General features: G+C 60.2%; 20 protein-coding genes. 6 read left to right on the forward strand and 14 right to left on the reverse strand.

Translation table 11 applies throughout. The annotated features are described in order from the left end of the window. Nucleotides 1-2: 2 nt before the first annotated feature. From paaG to paaA, 7 genes are read right to left on the reverse strand one after another with little or no spacing between them, the layout of a single operon-like run. Nucleotides 3-794, reverse strand: coding sequence for a 2-(1,2-epoxy-1,2-dihydrophenyl)acetyl-CoA isomerase PaaG (paaG, locus tag L085_RS13150; protein WP_033650805.1), 792 nt, complete (start codon nt 792-794; stop codon nt 3-5). A gap of 3 nt (nt 795-797) precedes the next feature. Next, the gene (gene paaF / locus L085_RS13155) at nt 798-1,571 is read right to left on the reverse strand and encodes a 2,3-dehydroadipyl-CoA hydratase PaaF (protein WP_044030937.1); all 774 of its coding nucleotides are present in this window, start codon (nt 1,569-1,571) and stop codon (nt 798-800) included. Nucleotides 1,572-1,579: 8 nt separating this feature from the next. Beyond that, a complete protein-coding gene (gene paaE, locus L085_RS13160; RefSeq protein WP_015378351.1) occupies nt 1,580-2,638 on the reverse strand; it encodes a 1,2-phenylacetyl-CoA epoxidase subunit PaaE in 1,059 nt (352 codons plus the stop codon). Nucleotides 2,639-2,651: 13 nt separating this feature from the next. After that, nucleotides 2,652-3,149 carry a 1,2-phenylacetyl-CoA epoxidase subunit PaaD gene (gene paaD, locus L085_RS13165; protein WP_004935179.1) on the reverse strand — a complete coding sequence of 166 codons (498 nt, stop codon included), beginning with the start codon at nt 3,147-3,149 and terminating at the stop codon, nt 2,652-2,654. Between the two features lie 9 nt (nt 3,150-3,158). After that, nucleotides 3,159-3,917 (reverse strand): 1,2-phenylacetyl-CoA epoxidase subunit PaaC, encoded by a 759-nt coding sequence (paaC, locus tag L085_RS13170; RefSeq protein ID WP_044030938.1) that lies wholly within the window; start codon nt 3,915-3,917, stop codon nt 3,159-3,161. An 8-nt stretch (nt 3,918-3,925) separates the two neighbouring features. Then, nucleotides 3,926-4,213: a 1,2-phenylacetyl-CoA epoxidase subunit PaaB gene (gene paaB / locus L085_RS13175; RefSeq protein WP_004935173.1), complete on the reverse strand. Its 288-nt coding sequence runs from the start codon at nt 4,211-4,213 to the stop codon at nt 3,926-3,928. Nucleotides 4,214-4,234: 21 nt separating this feature from the next. Continuing rightward, on the reverse strand, nt 4,235-5,173 hold the full coding sequence (gene paaA / locus L085_RS13180) for a 1,2-phenylacetyl-CoA epoxidase subunit PaaA (protein ID WP_044030939.1): 939 nt from the start codon (nt 5,171-5,173) through the stop codon (nt 4,235-4,237). A gap of 317 nt (nt 5,174-5,490) precedes the next feature. On the opposite strand from paaA, the gene paaZ reads away from it, so the two are divergent. Next, the gene (gene paaZ / locus L085_RS13185; RefSeq protein WP_044030940.1) at nt 5,491-7,557 is read left to right on the forward strand and encodes a phenylacetic acid degradation bifunctional protein PaaZ; all 2,067 of its coding nucleotides are present in this window, start codon (nt 5,491-5,493) and stop codon (nt 7,555-7,557) included. Between the two features lie 43 nt (nt 7,558-7,600). Here paaZ and L085_RS13190 read toward each other — a convergent pair whose 3' ends face one another. Continuing rightward, nucleotides 7,601-8,494: a Kdo hydroxylase family protein gene (locus L085_RS13190; protein WP_015378346.1), complete on the reverse strand. Its 894-nt coding sequence runs from the start codon at nt 8,492-8,494 to the stop codon at nt 7,601-7,603. Between the two features lie 479 nt (nt 8,495-8,973). Continuing rightward, on the reverse strand, nt 8,974-10,527 hold the full coding sequence (locus tag L085_RS13195; protein ID WP_015378345.1) for a sensor domain-containing diguanylate cyclase: 1,554 nt from the start codon (nt 10,525-10,527) through the stop codon (nt 8,974-8,976). A gap of 160 nt (nt 10,528-10,687) precedes the next feature. On the opposite strand from L085_RS13195, the gene L085_RS13200 reads away from it, so the two are divergent. Further along, nucleotides 10,688-10,882: a hypothetical protein gene (locus tag L085_RS13200; protein ID WP_004935157.1), complete on the forward strand. Its 195-nt coding sequence runs from the start codon at nt 10,688-10,690 to the stop codon at nt 10,880-10,882. Between the two features lie 15 nt (nt 10,883-10,897). On the opposite strand, the gene yjdN is transcribed toward L085_RS13200, so the two are convergent. Both yjdN and L085_RS13210 read right to left on the reverse strand, forming a co-directional pair. Then, nucleotides 10,898-11,317, reverse strand: a complete 420-nt coding sequence (yjdN, locus tag L085_RS13205) for a VOC family metalloprotein YjdN (RefSeq protein WP_004935154.1) — start codon at nt 11,315-11,317, stop codon at nt 10,898-10,900. Nucleotides 11,318-11,493: 176 nt separating this feature from the next. After that, entirely contained in the window at nt 11,494-12,414 is a 921-nt protein-coding gene (locus L085_RS13210) for a Kdo(2)-lipid IV(A) acyltransferase (RefSeq protein WP_044030941.1), read from the reverse strand. A 628-nt stretch (nt 12,415-13,042) separates the two neighbouring features. Between L085_RS13210 and L085_RS13215 the strand changes: the two genes are divergently transcribed. The 3 genes from L085_RS13215 to L085_RS13225 all read left to right on the forward strand — a co-directional run bounded on the left by L085_RS13215 (nt 13,043) and on the right by L085_RS13225 (nt 13,991). After that, a complete protein-coding gene (locus L085_RS13215; protein WP_004935148.1) occupies nt 13,043-13,240 on the forward strand; it encodes a hypothetical protein in 198 nt (65 codons plus the stop codon). 14 nt (nt 13,241-13,254) lie between these two features. Continuing rightward, the gene (locus L085_RS13220) at nt 13,255-13,503 is read left to right on the forward strand and encodes a GlsB/YeaQ/YmgE family stress response membrane protein (RefSeq protein ID WP_004935146.1); all 249 of its coding nucleotides are present in this window, start codon (nt 13,255-13,257) and stop codon (nt 13,501-13,503) included. Between the two features lie 95 nt (nt 13,504-13,598). Continuing rightward, nucleotides 13,599-13,991, forward strand: a complete 393-nt coding sequence (locus L085_RS13225; protein WP_004935144.1) for a YidB family protein — start codon at nt 13,599-13,601, stop codon at nt 13,989-13,991. A 3-nt stretch (nt 13,992-13,994) separates the two neighbouring features. On the opposite strand, the gene L085_RS13230 is transcribed toward L085_RS13225, so the two are convergent. Then, on the reverse strand, nt 13,995-14,927 hold the full coding sequence (locus L085_RS13230; protein ID WP_021505785.1) for a LysR family transcriptional regulator: 933 nt from the start codon (nt 14,925-14,927) through the stop codon (nt 13,995-13,997). Between the two features lie 110 nt (nt 14,928-15,037). Here L085_RS13230 and L085_RS13235 point away from each other — a divergent pair, with 110 nt between their 5' ends. After that, entirely contained in the window at nt 15,038-16,090 is a 1,053-nt protein-coding gene (locus tag L085_RS13235; protein ID WP_044030942.1) for an SDR family oxidoreductase, read from the forward strand. Between the two features lie 44 nt (nt 16,091-16,134). Here the strand turns inward: L085_RS13235 and L085_RS13240 are convergent, their stop codons facing one another. Further along, complete coding sequence (locus L085_RS13240; protein ID WP_044030943.1) at nt 16,135-17,142, reverse strand: NAD(P)H-quinone oxidoreductase; 1,008 nt, start codon at nt 17,140-17,142, stop codon at nt 16,135-16,137. Nucleotides 17,143-17,295: 153 nt separating this feature from the next. Then, nucleotides 17,296-17,505 (reverse strand): hypothetical protein, encoded by a 210-nt coding sequence (locus L085_RS13245; RefSeq protein WP_004935132.1) that lies wholly within the window; start codon nt 17,503-17,505, stop codon nt 17,296-17,298. Nucleotides 17,506-18,676: the final 1,171 nt, after the last annotated feature.

The following is an 18,676-nucleotide window of genomic DNA, read 5'->3' on the forward strand; positions in this document are numbered from 1 at the left end:
GGCTATTTCCCGCTGAAGTTTGGCGTGCGTTTGGCGAAGAACGCGCTGACGCCTTCGCGGTAGTCGTCGCTGCGGCCGCCCAATCGCTGCAGATCGCGCTCCAGATCGAGCTGCTGATCGAGGCTGTTGGTGGCCGAGCTGTAGATGGCTTTCTTGATAAGACCCAGACCGTAAGTCGGCTGGGTGGCCAGATGGCGCGCCAGCGTTTGCGTGCGGTCGGCCAATTCATCCGCCGGCACCACCTGCCAGATCATGCCCCACTCCAGCGCCTGTTGGGCGCTGATTTTGTCACCCAGCAAGGCCATGCCCATGGCGCGGGCGTGGCCGGCCAGCCGCGGCAGGAACCAGCTGCCGCCGGAATCCGGCACCAGCCCCAGGCGGCAGAACGACTGAATAAAGCCGGCGTTGTCGGCGGCGATGACGATGTCGCACGCCAGGGCCAACGCGGCGCCGGCGCCGGCCGCCACGCCGTTGACCGCGCATACCACCGGTTTCGGCAGGGCGGTCAGGCGGCGGATCAGGGGGTTGTAGAAACGTTCGACCGACAGGCCGAGATCCGGCGCCTGTTGATCGGCGCTGACGTTGCGATCGTTGAGATCCTGCCCGGCGCAGAAACCGCGCCCGGCGCCGGCGATCAGCAGGCAGCGCACGTTGTCGTCGCGTTCGGCTTGCGTCAGCGCCTCGCTCAGCTGGCGATGCATCTCGTCGTTAAAGCTGTTGAGCCGATCCGGACGGTTGAGGGTCAGCGTCAACACGCCGGCGTCGAGATGGCTGAGAATCAATGCGTTATCCATAAATCAGCGCCCCTGATAGTTTGGCGTACGTTTTTCGAAAAAGGCGGCGATGCCTTCGCGGCGATCGTCGGTGGCGGCCAGGGTGACAAATTGCTGACGCTCCATCGCCAGTCCCTGGCTAAGGCCGATTTCCTCGGCCTGTTTCAGCGCCTGTTTGGCGGCGCGCAGCGCCAGCGGCGCCTGGCGGCTGATGCGATCGGCAATCTGCTGCGTGCGCTCCAGCGTCAGGGCATCGACGCATACTTCGCTGATAAGGCCGGCCTGCAGCGCGATGCGGGCGTCGATGGCTTCGCCGGTCAGCACCATCTGGCTGGCGCGCGCCTTGCCGACGCAGCGGATCAGGCGCTGGGTGCCGCCGGCGCCTGGCATCAGGCCGAGGGTGATCTCCGGCAGGCCGAAGCGGGCGCTTTCGCCGCCGATAACGATGTCGCAGGCCAGCGCCAGCTCGCAGCCGGCGCCCAGGGCATAACCGTTCACCGCCGCCAGCAGCGGCTTGCTGAACTGCGCCAGACGTTGCCACAGCTGCGGACGGCTGTCCGCCAGCGCGGCCGGCAGATCCTGTTGTTGCAGTTCGCGCAGATCGGCGCCGGCGGCGAAGAAGCGCGCCGCGCCGGCGATCACCACGGCGCCCACGCCGCTGTCGGCGTCAGCCTGCTCCAGCCGGGTAACCAGCTGTTCCAGGCACGGCGTGCTCAGGGCGTTGCGCGCCTCCGGGCGATGCAGCGTCAGCGTGACCACGCGGTGTTGCTGCTGATGCAAAATAAAGGGGGTATCCATCGCGGCTCCTAGACGTCGAAGTCCAACACCACGCCGTCGCCTTTCGGCCACGACTGGCAGCTCAATACGTAGCCCGCCGCCAGCTGATCCGGCTCCAGGCTGTAGTTGACGCCCATCTCCACCTGGCCGGCCTTCAGCCGGCATTTGCAGGTGGCGCACACGCCGCCTTTGCAGGCGTAGGGCAGATCGGCGCCCTGGCGCAGCGCGGCATCGAGAATGCTGTCGTCCTGTTCGCCGACCTCGATATCCAATCGGCGGCCGTCGAGCAGGATCGCCACCCGGGTGGCATTGCGATCGCCGCTGTGGCGCGGGCGGGCGACCAGGCCGCTGGTGTTGAAACGTTCGCTGTGGATGTGGTTGGCCGGTACGCCGGCCTGTTCCAGCACGGTCTGCGCGTCGTCCATCATCGATTCCGGCCCGCAGATGAAGGCGTGGTCATAGTCGCGGAAATCCAGCAGCGCGCCGCCGATCGCCGCCAGGCGTTCACGGTCGATGCGGCCGCTGAGCAGCGGGCTGTCGAGGCTCTCCTGGCTGAATAGGTACAGCGGCTGAAAACGCTGCGGATAGCGGTTTTTCAGATCCGACAGCGCCTCTTTGAACATCATTGAACGGCTGTTGCGGTTGCCGTAGATCAGGGTGAAGCTGCTGCCCGGTTCGAGCTGCAGCGTCGCCTTGATGATCGACAGCATCGGCGTGATGCCGGAGCCGGCGGCGATCGCCAGATAGTTGCCGCGGCGCTCCGCCTGCGGCTGATAGCCGAAGCGCCCCTGCGGCACCATCACTTCCAGCGCATCGCCGACTTTCAGCATGCGGTTGACGAAGCCGGAGAAACGGCCCTGATCAATCGCTTTTACGCCGATCTGCAGCAGGCCTTCCTGCGGTGAACTGCAGATGGAATAGCAACGCCGCAGCTCTTCGCCGTTGACTAGCGCCTTGAGCGTCAGGTGCTGGCCAGGGGTGTAGCGGTATTGGTTTTGCAGCTCTTCGGGCACCCGCAGGGTGATGGCTACGGCGTCCGGCGTTTCGCGCTCGATGGCGGCGACGTTCAGGCGATGAAAGACCGTCATGGTGTCAGCGCTCCTATATGCATTTGAAGTAGTCGAACGGTTCCCGGCAGTCGCAGCAGCGGTACAGCGCTTTACAGGCGGTAGAGCCGAACTCGCTGATCTTCTCGCTGTGGGTGCTGCCGCAGCGCGGGCAGGCGACCGGGCCGTGGGCGTGCGGCCGATCGCAGGTGTGGCCCTGCGGGGGCGCTACGCCGTATTGCCGCAGCCGCTCGCGGGCGTCGGCGTTCATCCAGTCGGTGGTCCAGGCCGGGCTGAGGCGAATGTCCACCCGCACCGGGCTGAAGCCGGCGGCCGTCAGCCGCTGCTCAATGGCGTTGAGCAAAAATTCGGTGGCCGGGCAGCCGGAGTAGGTGGGGGTGAAGGTCACGCGCCAGCCGTTGCCGTCGCGCGCCACGTCGCGCACCATGCCCAAATCGGTGATCGACAGCACCGGCAGTTCGGGATCGCTGATCTGCTGCAGGCAGTGCCAAATCTGCGGGATTTCAGCGGGTTGCAAACGAGTGACGTTCATCGCGGCCTCCTACCATTGGCCGTTTGGATAGGCGCGTTGCAGGAACTGCATCTCCGCCAGCAGCGGGCCGAGGTGTTCACTGTGTCGGCCTTGTTTGCCGCCGTGCCGGAACGCCTGCTCGGCGGGCAGCGTCAATGTCGCCTGGCGCAGCGTCTCTTTCACCTGCGCTTGCCAGGGAGCCTGCAGCTCGCGCGGATCGACGGCGATGCCCTGTTCCGCCAGCTCAAGCTCCAGCGCGTCGGCGTGGAACAGCTCGGCGGTGAAGCGCCACAGGTTATCCAGCGACTGCTGGATCTTGCGGTGGCTGACGTCGTTGCCGTCGCCGAGGCGGATCATCCAGCCGCGGCTGAAGCGCAGGTGGTAATCGGCCTCCTTCAACGACTTGGCAGCGATGGCGGCGATCTGCGCATCGCCGCTGCGGCTCAACGCCTGGTGCAGCTGCACGTGGTAGACGTCGAGCAGGAACTGGCGCACCAACGTGTCGTTGAAACCGCCGTTCGGCTGTTCCGCCAGCAGCAGGTTATGAAACTGGCGTTCGTCGCGCCCGAAGGCCAGGCTGTCTTCGCTGCAGGGCGGCCCGGCCAGTTCGGCGGCGTAGCCCAGGAAGTTGCGCGCCTGGCCGAGCAGATCGAGCCCGATGTTGGCCAACGCCAGATCGATCTCCAGCTCGGGCGCGTGGCCGCACCAGGCGCACAGGCGCTGGGCGAGGATCAGAGGCGTGTCGCCCTGGCGAAGCAAATAGCTGATGCGCGGATCGTTAACCGTCATGGTCGCCTCTACATGTTCTTGATGCCGTCGGGAATGGTGTAAAACGTCGGATGACGGTAGATCTTGTCTTCGGAAGGATCGAAGAAGGCGCCGCGATCTTCCGGCTGCGAGGCGATCAGATGGCGCGATTGCACCACCCAAATCGAGCAGCCTTCATTACGGCGCGTGTAGGCGTCGCGGGCGTTTTCCAGCGCCATTTGGTCGTCGGCGGCGTGCAGGCTGCCAACGTGGCGATGCGCCAGCCCTTGTTTGCTGCGGATAAACACTTCATACAGCGGCCATTCAACGTGGCTCATGATCTCGATTCCTTATGGTGGCTATGCGGCGGAAGCGGCGTTTTTCGCGGCGTGGGCCATGGCGCCGTCACGCACCCAGGCGCCGTCTTCCCAGGCGCGGCGTTTGGCCTGCAGGCGTTCGTGGTTGCATTGGCCACGCCCTTTGATCACCTCATGCAGCTCGCTCCAGTCGATCTCGCCGAAGCGATAGTGGCCGGCAGCGGCATCCCAGTGCAGATCCGGATCCGGCGCCGTCATGCCCAGCGCTTCCAGCTGCGGTACGGTGTTGTCGACGAACTTCTGCCGCAGCTCATCGTTGCTGTGGCGTTTGATTTTCCACGCCATGCTCTGGGCGCTGTGGGGGGAGTCGGCGTCGCTCGGGCCGAACATCATCAGCACCGGCCACCAGAAGCGAACGATGGCGTCCTGCAGCATGGCGCGCTGCGTGTTGCTGCCGTTGGCCATCGCCATTACCGCCTCGTAGCCCTGGCGCTGGTGGAAGCTCTCCTCTTTGCAGATCTTCACCATCGCCCGCGCATAGGGACCGTAGGACGCGCGGCACAGCGCCACCTGGTTGACGATGGCGGCGCCGTCGACCAGCCAGCCGATCACGCCGATATCCGCCCAGTTGAGCGTGGGGTAATTGAAGATAGAGGAGTATTTCATCTTGCCGTCGAGCATCTTTTGGTAGATGTCCTGGCGCGAACAACCGAGGGTCTCGGCGGCGCTGTAGAGGTACAGACCGTGGCCGGCCTCATCCTGCACTTTGGCCAGCAGCACCGCCTTGCGGCGCAGCGTGGGGGCACGCGTCAGCCAGTTGGCTTCCGGCAGCATGCCGATGACTTCCGAGTGGGCGTGTTGGCCGATCTGCCGAATCAGGTTCTGACGATAGGCGTCCGGCATCCAGTCTTTAGCCTCAATGGCGATATCCGCCGCGATCTTGTCGTCGAAATGCTGCTGATACTGTGCGTCAGTTGTCATGCTTGCCTCTTGGTGATTCGTATTTTTCACATCGAATATAAAAATGTGAATCACTTTAACTAACCATAAGGCTACAAACTGGTAACAAAAAGATCAAACGAGATTTATGTGGTTTTGCGAGCTCAATCACAGGGTGCGCAGTTAATTTATTGATTTAATTTAATAATTAAGGTGATCAACTCCGTATTAATGGCAAGGTGAGTGGCTTGGTGGTGCGTTTTGTTCTCTTTTTGTTAAAATTTGGCTTGGCGTAGACTGGCATTTATATGATACGTAATTAAGCTGTATGGTGAAAATTTATGAATTCCGGAGGGCACATGCAGCAGTTACACAGTTATCTTTCTGGCGCCTGGGTGTACGGGCAGGGAGAGGCGCGCGAGATCCGTCACGCCGTAACCGGCGAAGCGCTGTACCAGGTTTGCTCCGACGGCCTGCCGTTAGCGGCGAGCCTGAGCTATGCCCGCAGCCACGGCGGCCCGGCGCTGGCGCACATGACATTCCAGCAGCGCGCCCAGATGCTGAAAGCGGTGGCGAAACACCTGCTGGCGCATAAAGAGGCGCTGTATCAGATTTCCTATCAAACCGGGGCGACGCGCAGCGACGGCTGGGTCGATATCGAAGGCGGCATCGCCACGCTGTTCGCCTATGCCGGCATGGCCGGCCGCGATCTGCCGGACGATACGCTGTGGCCGGAAGATGAGCTGATCCCGCTGTCGAAGCAGGCGCAGTTCGCCGCCCGCCACGTATTGACCTCGCGCCCCGGCGTGGCGCTGCATATCAACGCCTTCAACTTCCCTTGCTGGGGCATGCTGGAAAAACTGGCGCCGACCTGGCTGGCGGGCATGCCGGCCATCATCAAGCCGGCCACCGCCACCGCGCAGCTGACGCAGGCGATGGTCAGGCTGATCGTCGACAGCGGGCTGGTGCCGGAAGGCGCGCTGCAGTTGGTATGCGGCGGCGTCGGCGACATGTTTGCGCACCTGGATTATCAGGATGCGGTAACGTTCACCGGTTCGGCGCAGACCGGGCAGCGGCTGCGGGCGCATCCGCGCCTGTTGGAAAAATCGATCGCGTTCACCATGGAGGCGGATTCGCTCAACTGCTGCGTGCTGGCGGAAGACGTGACGCCGGAGATGCCGGAATTTGCCCTGTTTATCAAAGAGGTGTGCCGTGAAATGACCGCCAAGGCGGGGCAGAAGTGCACCGCGATCCGCCGCATCATCGTGCCGGCGGCGCAGGTGGCGGCGGTGCGTCAGGCCTTGTTGCAGCGTCTGGCGGGGGTGACGGTGGGCGACCCGCAGCTGGAGCAGGTGCGCATGGGGGCGCTGGTCAGCCACGAGCAGCGTGATGATGTGCAAAGCAAGGTGGAGTTCCTGCTGCGCAACGGCTGCGAACCGCTGTGCGGCGCGTCGTTGGATAAGCTGGAAGTGATGGGCGAGGGCGCGCGCGGTGGGGCGTTTTATCCGCCGACCCTGCTGTATTGCGCCGATCCGTTCACCCATCAGGCGGTGCACGGCACTGAGGCCTTCGGCCCGGTGGCGACGCTGATGCCGTATGCGGATACCGAGCAGGCGATCGCGTTGGCGTTGCTGGGGCAGGGCAGCCTGGCGGGATCGCTGGTGACCGCCGATCCGGCAGTGGCCAAGCGCTTTATCCGCGCGGCGGCCTGCGCTCACGGACGTATGCTGATTTTGGATGAGCAGGCGGCGGCGGAATCCACCGGCCACGGCTCGCCGTTGCCGATGCTGGTGCACGGCGGCCCGGGGCGCGCCGGCGGCGGTGAAGAACTGGGTGGACTGCGCGCGGTGAAGCACTATATGCAGCGCACGGCGATCCAGGGCAGCCCGGCGATGCTGGCGGCCATCGGCGGTGAATGGGTGCGCGGCGCGCCGGTCGCCGAACATCCGGTGCACCCGTTCCGGAAATACTTCGAGCAGCTGCAGCTGGGCGACAGCCTGTTGACCGCGCGCCGCACCGTGACCGAAGCGGATATCGTCAACTTCGCCTGCCTGAGCGGCGACCATTTTTACGCGCACATGGACAAGATCGGCGCCGCCGATTCGCTGTTCGGCGAGCGGGTGGCGCACGGTTACTTTGTGGTGTCCGCTGCGGCCGGGCTGTTTGTCGACGCCGCCGTCGGGCCGGTGATCGCCAACTACGGCATGGAGAATCTGCGCTTTATCGAACCAGTGAAGATCGGCGACACCATTCAGGTGCGGCTGACCTGCAAAAAGAAAATCCGCAAGCCGCAAAAAACCGCCGAAGATCGGCCGCACGGCGTGGTGGTGTGGGATGTTCAGGTGTTGAATCAGGAACAGCAACCGGTGGCGCTCTACAGCATTCTGACGCTGGTGGCGCGCCAGCAAGGGGACTTCGAGGCATAATGCGCGTTTCGCCGCCGCCGGCATCCCGGCGGCGGCGAGCCATTCAGATCAGCGGCTGCCCGCGCAGCTGTTCCAGCACTTTCAGCGGCGAACGCTGCGGATCCTGCATCTTGTTCACCGGCAACAGGAAGGTCTGTTCCAGCATAAACTGGCCGCCCATTGCGGCGTGCGGCGTTTGATCCGAGAAGCAAATCCAGCTGCTGCCCGGTGGGAATTCCAGCGCCAGCTGCGGACCCCGTTGCTGATAATCGCCGTCGGCCTTCATGGCGTCATGCAACTGCAGCATCAGGTGGTCATAATGGCTGCGGCGGGTCTTGGTGATGCGCACCTGATGCTGCAGCCAGCTGCTGAGGGCGGAGTAGCGTGCGAGGCGCGGCATAAAGCGTGCCGCCAGCTCAGGGAACGGCTCGCCGACGCGCCATTGGCGATGCTCGCCGTGCGGGTTGATGTTGGTGAAAATGCGCAGAATGCGTTCGCCGTAGTTCGGGCGCGACGGGAAAGCGTCAACGTGCAGGCGGCTGTCGTCTTTGCGCCAGGAACTGGTCGCCCGCCAGGCGGAAACCGGGTGCAAACGCAGGCTGCCGGTCGGGTGGTGCAGCGCCTCCTGATACTCGGGCAACAGCCCGGCGATCAGCTGGCGGCAAGATTGATAATAGCGCTCCAGCAGTTGCTGAACCTGTTGCCGGCGTTCCGCAACGGCGACGCCGCTCAGTTTGCCGGACAGCGGCTGATAGCTGATGTTTTTGCGCTTCGGATCGACCAACGTCGGATCCAGCAGCGGCATTTCCTGTTCAGACAGGGGGAAGGCCAGTTCGGGCAGAAACAGTACCTTGCCCTGTTCCAGTTCGCTGACCGCGCTGGATGCTTCCGCTGCCGCCCATTGTCGCAACGGCAGCGTCAGGACGGCCTGTTCACGCATAATATCGCCAGTAGGCATGAGATCTCCTCGCAAATCTATATCGCTTTATTCCCGTCTTTCAGGTTGCCGCGTGATTGGCTGCACTGGCTTGCGCAGTGGCTGGCTGGAGCGGCGTCAACAGGCCGCTCAATTGCAACGTGAAATTTGTGGGTTCTATTATGGATGTATCAGCAGGGCGCAGTGCGCCGAAGCGTGCGATGGCTTCCTGATATAGAGAATAGTCCTGATAAGGATATCACCGGCAATACCAATGAAAAGTAAACGAGGGCTAAACGGGGCTGCGCGTAGGCACGAATAATCAAAAATGGCACGAATTGTCTGTGGAAGGGCGATTTTTTATCTTGTTGAATTTTAATGGAAATAAATATTATGCTTATTATTGGCGTTATTTTATTCAGAGCGCAGGGTAACCCGGGAAAATAATGTTGCGGAGAGGAATTATTTCATTTTGGTTGGTAATAAATCGGGCCGCCAAAATTTGGTGGCCCGATTAATGATTAAGCGCCGTAAATGCAGTTTTTGCCTTTTTTCTTGGCCTGATACAACGCACTGTCCGCCTCATTGATAAAACTGATCGGCGTATCGTTATACATATGCGGTACTTTGGCGCAGATACCGATGCTGATGGTGACGATGCCGTGCGGATTACCCTGATGCGGAATTTTCAGATCGCGCACCGCGTTGATGACGCGTTCGGCGAAAATCAGTGCGCCCTGGACGTCGGTATCCGGCAGGATAATTCCCATCTCTTCGCCGCCGTAACGCGCCAGAACGTCGTTGCTGCGGCACGCCAACCCTTTGAGCGTTTGGCCGATCTGCTGCAGGCATTGGTCACCGGCGACGTGGCCATAGCTGTCGTTGTACTGTTTGAAATAGTCGATATCCAGCATCAGCAGCGCCACGCTGCGGTAGTTGCGCGAAGCCCGTGCCAGCTCGTTCTTCAGCGCGATATCAAACTGGCGGCGGTTGGCCAGCCCGGTCAGGCCGTCCAGCAGCGCCAACTCTTCGAGCATCTGGTTGATGCTGGTCAGCTGATCGCGGGTGCGCATCAGCTCGGCTTCGGTTTGCATGCTGTGCTTGATTTGCCGCAGCAGCACCATGCCCATCGCCAACAGGATCATCAGCAGCGAGAGGCCGCCGACGGCGAACAGGCCGGCGTCGGTGCGCCAGTCCGCCAACGCGTCGCGTTTCGACAGCCCGGCGGCGATCACCAGCGGAAAGCGGTTGACCCGCGAATAGCCGTAGATGCGCTCCACTTTGTCGTACAGCGAGGTGATGGTGGCGTTACCGAATTCCGAATGCGGCAAAATTTCGCTGAACAGCACACCCTTGGCGATATTTTTACCGATCGACGCCGCCGAGTAAGGACGGCGGTAAAGGATGGTGCCGTCCGCCAGCAGCAGGTTCAGTGAGGCGTCGGTGTTGAGGGCGAAGCTATCGTAAAACTGGCGGAAATAATCGATGTACAGCGTCGCCAGCACCACGCCGCCAAAGCTGCCGTCCGGGTTGTTGAAACGCCGCGAAACGGGAATGATCAGATCGCCGGTGGTGCGGCTGCGGATCACCTTGCCGATGTACAGGCCGCCGTCGTCGCGGTTTTGATGGTATATGAAGTACTCGCGATCGGCGTTGTTGGCGTTCTTGATGAACTTGCCCGAGGAGGTCGCCAGCCAGCGGCCGCGCGCATCGTAGAGAAACAGCCCATGCAGCTGCGGCAGGTTGCCGACCTGGGTTTGCATCACCCGCTGCAGCCGGGTCAATTGCGATGGCCCCAGTCCGTCGTTCTGGAGACGTTCGGTCAGATCGAGCAGATTGCCGTCCACCTGCATGAAAGTATCGTCGGCATGCTGCGCCAGCGAGCGGGCGAGGTTGGCGGATTCATGCTCGGCGCTGCGCAGATCGCGCTGGTGTGCGTTCCAGATTTGCCAGCTGTTAAAGAGGATCAGCGTGGCGGCAACGATGATGACAAACACGCCGGCCTGAAATAATAATGGGGAGCTTTTAACGCTGCGCGCCGGCACGGCATCCTGTATGGGTTGCTGCTGAGTCATGTCACCCTTGTTGTTTGATTACTATTCAGTTTGAGTTAAGAGCAATCTTATATTTTATGCATAAATGCGCCAGACCTCTAGCCTTTAACGAGGCGATAAGGCGAAAGGTCGATCGCTGCCCGCATCAGCGGCGGTGTGAACACCTCGGAGTGAAAGAGCCATGTCTGATTACATCATTATCGCTTTACTGACGCTGGCGGTGTATTACCCCCTTACGCTGGGAACGCTGGCGGTGATGATGTACTTCGCCTGGCGCCGCCGCCGGTCGCCCTATTGGCGGTTGGGATTGGCGCTGTTGGCGCTGCTGTTCGTGCTGTTCGCCAAGGCGGCGTATGACTGGCACCGCTATGGCTAGCGGCGCCATGCGGGGTTATTCGACGTTGATCATCCAGTTGACGCCGAATTTGTCGGTCAGCATGCCAAAACCTTTGGCCCAGAAGGTGGCTTGGTAAGGCATCGTCACCTGGCCGCCCTGCGCCAGATTGTCGAACAGTTTGCGTCCTTGTTCCGCATCGCTGGGGTTCAGCGACAGCGAGAAACCTTTGTGAGAAGCACCGCCGCTGTCATCCTGCGGACAGCCGTCGGAGGCCATCAGCACGCCGTCGCCGATCAGCAGGCGCGCATGCATGATCGCTTCCGGATTGACGTCCTGCGGTCCGCCTTGCCGGGCTTCTTCGGGCATGTCTTTAAAGCGCATGACCATTTCAACTTTGGCATTCAACTGCTGTACGTAGAAGTTAATCGCTTGCTCACAGTTACCGCTGAAAAACAGATAGGGTTGTACCAGCATGACATTGACCTCGATTATGGCCCGACAGGCAACGACCGGCTCTCGGGCGGACGAAATGATTGCTGGCGGCAATAATTGCCGTCGGTGACTTACTAGTGTAGTTCCCCTGGCGCAGAATGCTTGTGCGAGGTGAGCGCGCCTTCGCCGGCGGTGTGACGGGCAAAGGCGCGAAGGGGTCAATACAGCGACGGTTCGCCGGGTGGGCGGGTTTTAAAGCGGCGGTGCAGCCACATGTATTGGTCGGGGGCCAGCAGCACTTGTTCTTCCACCACGCGGTTCATCTTGGCCGCCGCGCGCGTTTCATCATCCAGCGGGAAGTCCGTCAACGGCGGCTGCACGATCAGCTCATAGCCCTGAGCATTTGGCAGGCGGCGCGGCACGAAAGGCACGATCGACGGCCGCCCCATGCGCGCCAGGATAAAGGTGCCGGTGGTCGTGGCGGCATTTTCCACGGCGAAGAACGGTGTGAATACGCTACTTTGCGGCCCATAATCGTGATCCGGCGCGTACCACAGGATTTCGCCCTGTTTCAGGTTGCGGATCATACCTTTGATATCTTTACGATCGATCATGAATTTATTCGAGCGCAGCCGGCCGCGGGTCTGTACCCATTCCATCAGCTTGTTGTTGTGCGGGCGATGCACACCGATGCCGGGGTTTTGCATGCCGAAAATGCGTGCGCCCAGTTCCAGCGTCAGGAAATGCAGACCGATCAGCAGAACGCCTTTGCCGTCCTGACGCGCCAGCCGCATGTTTTCCATGCCGCTCACCTTGAACCAGCGGGCAATGCGCCAGTCGGGCCAGAACCAGGCCATGCCGACTTCGAACAGGCCCATGCCGACGGACTCAAAATTTTTGACGATCAGCGCCTCGCGCTCGGCGGCGGGCATTGCGGGGAAGCAGAGTTCTAAATTGCGGCGCGCTATTTTTACCCGGCGTTTCATTAGGCGCATGGCTATTCTGCCAAGGCTGTGTCCGAGCCGATAAATGAGCGGGTAGGGCAGTAATACCAAGAGATAGAGTATTCCCAGTCCTATCCACAACAACCAATAACGAGGGCGCAAGAATTCGCGCTCAAAGCGTTGGTTAGAAAGCATTTTTCCTGTTATTCCTTTTCTTTGCCAATGGGACCTTAACCCAAATTGTCATGAGGAAGATGATAGAATATTTTGTGCTAAACAGGATTTTCCATTAATGCTTTTTTTACGCTTTATTTAAACGCAGGCGAAAAACGAAGCGAAATAGGATTTTTACCGAGGGAGGAGGGGATGTTTTCCGCTATTTCAATCGGCTGGCGAAATTGAAAAATAAAGACACAATTAAGCGCATCGCAAAAGTGACAACGGCTATGTAACCTTAATGAAACAGTAACGCTGCGGAACCGTCCCAAGCGGCGGCCAGTGCGTACAGTAGCGCGAGGATCAGGACAAAAGGTGCATTGAACATCGGCGTTTCCTCCCGGAGGATATGATTAAAGTTTAGCCTTGCAAGATGACAGCGGGATGAAATCAGATCGTTTTTTGTATGGTGAAATTCAGACGGACGGAAATAGGTAAGCCGCTGATTTTTTACTATAGTCATAGTGTGAAGTTGTGCGTTTGCCGCCGGAAGCCTCCGCATTGAGCGGCAGCGGGCAGATTGCCCAGAGCAAGATCGCGGAGCGGATGGCGCCTGGCGCGAAACATGTGACGAAATTCTCAGAGGGTTGGTCTGTAAGGATTTGACATGTCATATGAAAATGACGATCTAAACGGTGTTGAGCAACCGAGCGACTACGTGAAAACCACCGCCTGCGAAGTGAGCAGCGGTGTAAAAGCAGCGCTCGAGCAATCATGTGCCTGCCTCAAGGATAACCCTTGGGCGGGGATAGGCGCCGGCGCCGTCGTGGGCCTGGTAATAGGATTTCTGTTAGGCAAAAGGTAATAGGGAGAGTAAAGATGGGCATCATTTCCTGGATCATTTTTGGTTTAATCGCCGGTATCCTGGCCAAGTGGATTATGCCGGGCAAAGACGGCGGCGGCTTTATTGTGACCGTTATATTGGGGATCGTGGGCGCCGTCGTCGGCGGCTATATCAGCACCTTCTTCGGTATGGGCCGCGTTGACGGTTTTAACCTGGGCAGCTTTGTGGTGGCGGTCATCGGTGCCCTGGTGGTGCTTTTTGTCTACAGGAAGATCAAAGGCTAAGCAGCCGTTGCTCAACAGGGTCGCCGCGGCGGCCCTTTTTCGTGAAATCAATCCGGCGGTGCGGCGCGGGCCGTATCCGCTGAAAGGGGAATATCATGGGTCTGTTCGATAGCGTATTGGGTAACATTCTGGGCGGCGGCGCCAACGGTGGTAAAGGTATCGACTACATCGCCATTATGCAGTGGGTCGAGCAACAAGGCGGCCTGCAGGCCATTTTGGACAAGTTCCGTCAGGGGCAGTTCGGCGATATCGTCGGTTCCTGGCTCGGCAATGGCGAAAATCAGCCGATTACCGGCGACCATGTGCAGCAGGCGTTGGGTAGCGACGCCATCAACCAACTGGCTGAAAAGCTGGGCATCGATCCTGCACAGGCGTCCAGCACCATTGCACAGTTCTTGCCAACGGTCGCGGATGCCGCCTCACCAAACGGTGAAGTGCAGCAAGACAGCAACGAGCTGGGCGATATGGTCGGTAAACTGTTCAAATAATGATTAGGCTCCCGGCGTCTGGCCGGGAGCATTCACTCCGCTAATTCCCTCGATCGCCGTCAACGCCTGCTGCAGATGCGCCACCCAGGCGCGCACTTTCTCCGGAATAAAACGTAAAGCGGGATAGACCGCGTGCAGCGCCATGGGCGGGTAGCGGTATTCCGGCAAAACGGGCACCAGCGCCCCCGTCGCCAGCTGCTGGGCGATTAAAGGCCGTTGGGCGCCGCCGATACCGGCTCCAGCCTCAATGGCGGCCAGCAGCGATAGCGTATTGTTGGCGCGGAACGTGGGCCGCAGAGCGACCATCTCGGGGCCGTGCGGCCCGAACAGAGTGAGCGTATCGCCGTCGTTCAAACCGCTGTAACGAATGTGCGCATGTTTAGCCAGCTCCGCCGGCGAACGTGGAGCGCCATACTTGGCCAGGTAGGCCGGTGACGCCACCAGCAGGCGTTGCAGCTCGCCCAAACGTTTAGCCACCATGCCGGGCGCATGCAGTTCACCGAAACGCAGCGCCATGTCGATGCCTTCGCCGATCACGTCGGCGCGACGATCGTCCAGCAGCAGCTCGATGGCGAGGTTCGGATGACGTTGCTGGAAAGCGATGGCCAGCGGCGTGACGTGCAACTGCCCGAACCCGGTCGGGGCATGAATGCGCAGATTGCCCTGTAACTGGTGGTGCTGGCCGTGCAGCGCTTCTTCCGCTTCATCGACCGCCGCCAGAATCGGTTTGAGGCGCTGATAATAACTGCTGCCGGCATCGGTCAGGGTGACCGCCCGGGTGCTGCGAAACAGCAGTTGTGCCCCCAGTTGCTGCTCCAGACCGGCGATTTGCTGACTGACCGCCGGCTGCGTCAAACGCAGATCGCGAGCGGCGGCCGACAGGCTGCCCAGCTCCGCCACCCGCATAAAGGTTTTCATTGCGTTCAGCTTATCCATGTCGATCTTGCCTATAGATTTTTCTTATAAGTGTTAGTGGAAGGTCTCTTCTACCGCAAGTATTACTAATCAATGACACTCAGGGTATCGACAACCTGAGGAGTGGCAAGATGGATACAAAGCGACAGGCATTGGTGATCGGCGCCAATGGCGTGATTGGGCGCCGATTGATTGAGGAGCTGACCGATCAGGGCTGGCAAGTGGTGGGCGTCTCGCGCCGGGGGGGACAATCGGCGCCGGGGGTGCGCCACCTTCAGGTTGATCTGCTGGATGCGGCGGCGACGCGCGACGCGCTGCGGCCGCTGAGCGCGATTAGTCACGTTTTCTATGCCGCCTATCAGGATGCGCCGGACTGGGCGGGGCTGGTGGCGCCGAACCTGCAGATGTTGCAACACGTTGTCGAAGGGCTGGAGCCGATCGCGCCGGCGTTGGAGCACATCAGTTTGATGCAGGGTTATAAGGTGTATGGCGCGCATTTGGGGCCGTTTAAAACGCCGGCGCGCGAAAGCGATGTCGGGCATATGCCGCCGGAGTTTAACGTGGCGCAGCAGCAGTATCTGGCGCAGCGGCAGGCCGGCAAACGCTGGCGTTGGAGCGCCATCCGTCCAAGCGTGGTGGGGGGCTTCTCCCTCGGCAACCCAATGAATCTGGCGTTAAGCATCGCGGTTTACGCGTCGATCAGCAAAGCGCTCGGGCTGCCGTTGCGCTTCCCGGGTAAACCGGGCGCTTACCACAGCCTGCTGGAAATGACCGACGCCGGGCTGTTGGCGCGCGCCACGCTGTGGGCGGCGACCGAACCTGCGGCGGCCAATCAGGCGTTTAATATCAACAACGGCGATCTGTTTCGCTGGAGCGAGATGTGGCCGAAAATCGCCGCTTACTTTGGGCTGGAATGCGCGCCGCCGCTGCCGATGTCGCTGGAGATCATGATGACGGACAAAGCGTCGCTGTGGCGGGAGCTGGCGCAGCGGCACCAATTGGCCGAACCGGACTATCGCGCGGTGGCCGGCTGGCGTTTCGCCGATTTCGTCTTTTCCTGGGACTATGACATGTTCGCGGATGGCAGCAAGGCGCGGCGCTTCGGTTTCCACCAGTTTGTCGAAACCGAAGCCATGTTTTTCTCACTGTTCGATGAGTTCCGCCGCCGCGGCATCATTCCCTGAACGTGGCATTGGTTTCCCCGCAGCACCGGCCGCGGGGAATGGGCTCAGAACGTCAGCATGATCTTGCCGATGTGCTCGCTGGACTCCATCAGCGTATGCGCGGCGGCGGCTTGCTCAAGCGGGAAGGTTTTAAAAATTTGCGGTTTCAGCACGCCACGCTCCAGCAGCGGCCAAACCTTTTCGCGCAGATCGGCGGCAATCTGCGCTTTGTCCGCCACGCTGCGCGAGCGTAGCGTCGACCCGGTATGGGTCAGACGTTTCAACAGCAGCGGCATCAGATTGAGCTCTTTCACCACGCCATTTTGCGTGCCGATTTGCACGATGCGGCCTTCCATCGCTGCGGCCTGATAGTTTTTGGCGACATAATCGCCGGCGATCAGGTCGACGATGACGTCGGCGCCTTTACCGTTGGTGGCGTCTTTGGTGCGTGCGACAAAGTCTTCGCTGCGGTAATTAATCGCCACGTCGGCGCCCAGCGCCAGGCTGGCCTGACGTTTCTCTTCGGAGCCGACGGTGGTGATCACCTGGGCGCAGAAGGCCTTCGCCAGCATGGTGGCGACCGTGCCGATACCGGAGGTGCCGCCATGGATCAACACGGTTTCGCCGGCTTTGAGATGACCGCGCTGGAACACGTTGACCCAGACGGTAAAGAAGGTTTCCGGCAGCGCGGCGGCCTCGGTCAGGCTCAGCCCCGCCGGCACCGGCAACGCATTGCTTTCATGCACGGTGCAGTATTCCGCATAGCCACCGCCGGCGATAAGGGCGCAAACCCGATCGCCGAGCGCGAAGTGGGTCACGCCTTCACCTATGGCCACCACTTCGCCGGCAATTTCCAGGCCTGGAATATCCGAGGCGCCTGGCGGCGGCGCATAGTTCCCCTGGCGCTGCAGCACGTCGGGGCGGTTAACGCCGGCGGCGGCGATTTTCACCAGCAGTTCGCCCGCTTGCGGAGCGGGCACCGGGCGTTCGGTAACGACCAGAACGTCGGGAGCGCCCGGTTGGCTGATTTCAATCGCTTTCATCGTGCCGGGCAGCGCTGCATTTGTTGACATGGTTACTCTCCTCATCGTGGCGGACGTGGTTATCAGGCGAAACGTCCGCAATAAAGTCTGCTGTTAGCTTAGCGAAATCGAATGAGGCGCGCGTGGTTGAATAGAGCGGTTTTGCGAGGAAGAGGCGAAGCCGCCGCGATGGGCGGCAGGGCATTAATCGTTAGGCGGGATGCGGAACCCTTTTAACGAGACGATGAAGTGTTCTTTTCCTTTGGAGATTTTGGCGCCTTTATCGCACCACAGGCTGGCAAGCTGGAAGAAGTCGTCGCTGCCGATATCGTAAGCCAGTTCGATTTTCTTGGCGGTGCCGGCGCGGATGAGTTTTTCTGCTTCCTGATGGTTTGCAGCTTTAATTATGGTCATGGGCGAAATCCTTGGTGTTAAGCCAGAGCGGATAAACGCGAATCATCATATGGCCATAATGTGACAATTTTGTGATGAAAGCATGACAGCCCGCGAAGGCGCGGCGCGCGATGTGCCGGGCCTTCGCGGTGAAAGCGCGTTGTCGGTTACCGATCGTGCGGGCGGACGAGTGTGCTTTTTTTCTGAGATTTTAAATGCTTGTAGAGGGCGAAGCCCGCAATGCCGGCCAAGACGGCCAGGAGGGCAAGGGATCCTGTGGCCATGAACGTTACCTCCGAATAAGAATGGCAAGGAGGCGTATTTGTGACATTCATCACTTTGTGGGGCAATGAGAGCAATCTGTAATCGGAAGACGCTTTGAGGGATAGGCAAAAAAAAAGCGCCTATAGGGAGGCGCATAAAGATTTGCAACACAGCTTGTTGTGTTCAACACCAGGAGGAGTGGTGAACTGAGGCATATTCTATGCAGCGGCAAAGGAGGCTGATATAGGCATTACTCCGAAAGCGCCACTACCACTCATACCCCAACTGAATGTTGTAATCGGGATCCTTATTGGTGGAATAGGGATCAGACTGGCGGCGGCGATCGGTTTCTTCACCGGGCCTTCATACGCGGGATAAGGTTTGGCGCGCGGTTTGCTGCAGCCAGGATGATCGCACTCAATATCGACGCGAAAACCGCTTTTATCTCTCGCCTCTGTCCAGGCAATCGGCGGTTTTCCCGTTTTGGGGGCCGGCCCTGAGGGGGCAGGCGGCTTGGGCGCGGGAACCATGCTGGGGTCGGGGGCTTGATAATTGAGCTCCAGTGCACTCTGCGGAGCGCTGTAAGCGGCAAAGGCCAGCAGGGCGGCGGCACTGACAGCCGGTAATGTAAGCCATCTCGGCATGGTGAATCTCCCTGAATGATTTCGTCAGGCAACTATAAAACAGCAGAACGAGAATTACTATCATTTGCCTTGGGCGTTACGGGCGAGCCAGGCGGCGGCCCTATCGGCAGACAGGGTCAAATCCTGTGCGTTTAGCCGAGATTAGCGTCCCATCGCGGCGAAAAAGGTTGCTATTGCCGCTCGCTCATGAGTTAATGATGTCGGCCTGTGGTACAGACCTATTTATGCACGACATTTTGAGTAAAGTAGTTCAAATTTAAAGCGTTATCCCGGATAGCCCTTCT

It is taken from the genome of Serratia sp. FS14 (assembly GCF_000695995.1).
Classification (GTDB): domain Bacteria; phylum Pseudomonadota; class Gammaproteobacteria; order Enterobacterales; family Enterobacteriaceae; genus Serratia; species Serratia nematodiphila.

What these genes read in the sequence shown, in the direction of transcription:
- paaG (WP_033650805.1), bottom strand. Translation starts at nt 794, where the DNA reads ATGGATAACGCATTGATTCTCAGCCATCTCGACGCCGGCGTGTTGACG.
- paaF (WP_044030937.1), bottom strand. Translation starts at nt 1,571, where the DNA reads ATGGATACCCCCTTTATTTTGCATCAGCAGCAACACCGCGTGGTCACG.
- paaE (WP_015378351.1), bottom strand. Translation starts at nt 2,638, where the DNA reads ATGACGGTCTTTCATCGCCTGAACGTCGCCGCCATCGAGCGCGAAACG.
- paaD (WP_004935179.1), bottom strand. Translation starts at nt 3,149, where the DNA reads ATGAACGTCACTCGTTTGCAACCCGCTGAAATCCCGCAGATTTGGCAC.
- paaC (WP_044030938.1), bottom strand. Translation starts at nt 3,917, where the DNA reads ATGACGGTTAACGATCCGCGCATCAGCTATTTGCTTCGCCAGGGCGAC.
- paaB (WP_004935173.1), bottom strand. Translation starts at nt 4,213, where the DNA reads ATGAGCCACGTTGAATGGCCGCTGTATGAAGTGTTTATCCGCAGCAAA.
- paaA (WP_044030939.1), bottom strand. Translation starts at nt 5,173, where the DNA reads ATGACAACTGACGCACAGTATCAGCAGCATTTCGACGACAAGATCGCG.
- paaZ (WP_044030940.1), top strand. Translation starts at nt 5,491, where the DNA reads ATGCAGCAGTTACACAGTTATCTTTCTGGCGCCTGGGTGTACGGGCAG.
- L085_RS13190 (WP_015378346.1), bottom strand. Translation starts at nt 8,494, where the DNA reads ATGCCTACTGGCGATATTATGCGTGAACAGGCCGTCCTGACGCTGCCG.
- L085_RS13195 (WP_015378345.1), bottom strand. Translation starts at nt 10,527, where the DNA reads ATGACTCAGCAGCAACCCATACAGGATGCCGTGCCGGCGCGCAGCGTT.
- L085_RS13200 (WP_004935157.1), top strand. Translation starts at nt 10,688, where the DNA reads ATGTCTGATTACATCATTATCGCTTTACTGACGCTGGCGGTGTATTAC.
- yjdN (WP_004935154.1), bottom strand. Translation starts at nt 11,317, where the DNA reads ATGCTGGTACAACCCTATCTGTTTTTCAGCGGTAACTGTGAGCAAGCG.
- L085_RS13210 (WP_044030941.1), bottom strand. Translation starts at nt 12,414, where the DNA reads ATGCTTTCTAACCAACGCTTTGAGCGCGAATTCTTGCGCCCTCGTTAT.
- L085_RS13215 (WP_004935148.1), top strand. Translation starts at nt 13,043, where the DNA reads ATGTCATATGAAAATGACGATCTAAACGGTGTTGAGCAACCGAGCGAC.
- L085_RS13220 (WP_004935146.1), top strand. Translation starts at nt 13,255, where the DNA reads ATGGGCATCATTTCCTGGATCATTTTTGGTTTAATCGCCGGTATCCTG.
- L085_RS13225 (WP_004935144.1), top strand. Translation starts at nt 13,599, where the DNA reads ATGGGTCTGTTCGATAGCGTATTGGGTAACATTCTGGGCGGCGGCGCC.
- L085_RS13230 (WP_021505785.1), bottom strand. Translation starts at nt 14,927, where the DNA reads ATGGATAAGCTGAACGCAATGAAAACCTTTATGCGGGTGGCGGAGCTG.
- L085_RS13235 (WP_044030942.1), top strand. Translation starts at nt 15,038, where the DNA reads ATGGATACAAAGCGACAGGCATTGGTGATCGGCGCCAATGGCGTGATT.
- L085_RS13240 (WP_044030943.1), bottom strand. Translation starts at nt 17,142, where the DNA reads ATGTCAACAAATGCAGCGCTGCCCGGCACGATGAAAGCGATTGAAATC.
- L085_RS13245 (WP_004935132.1), bottom strand. Translation starts at nt 17,505, where the DNA reads ATGACCATAATTAAAGCTGCAAACCATCAGGAAGCAGAAAAACTCATC.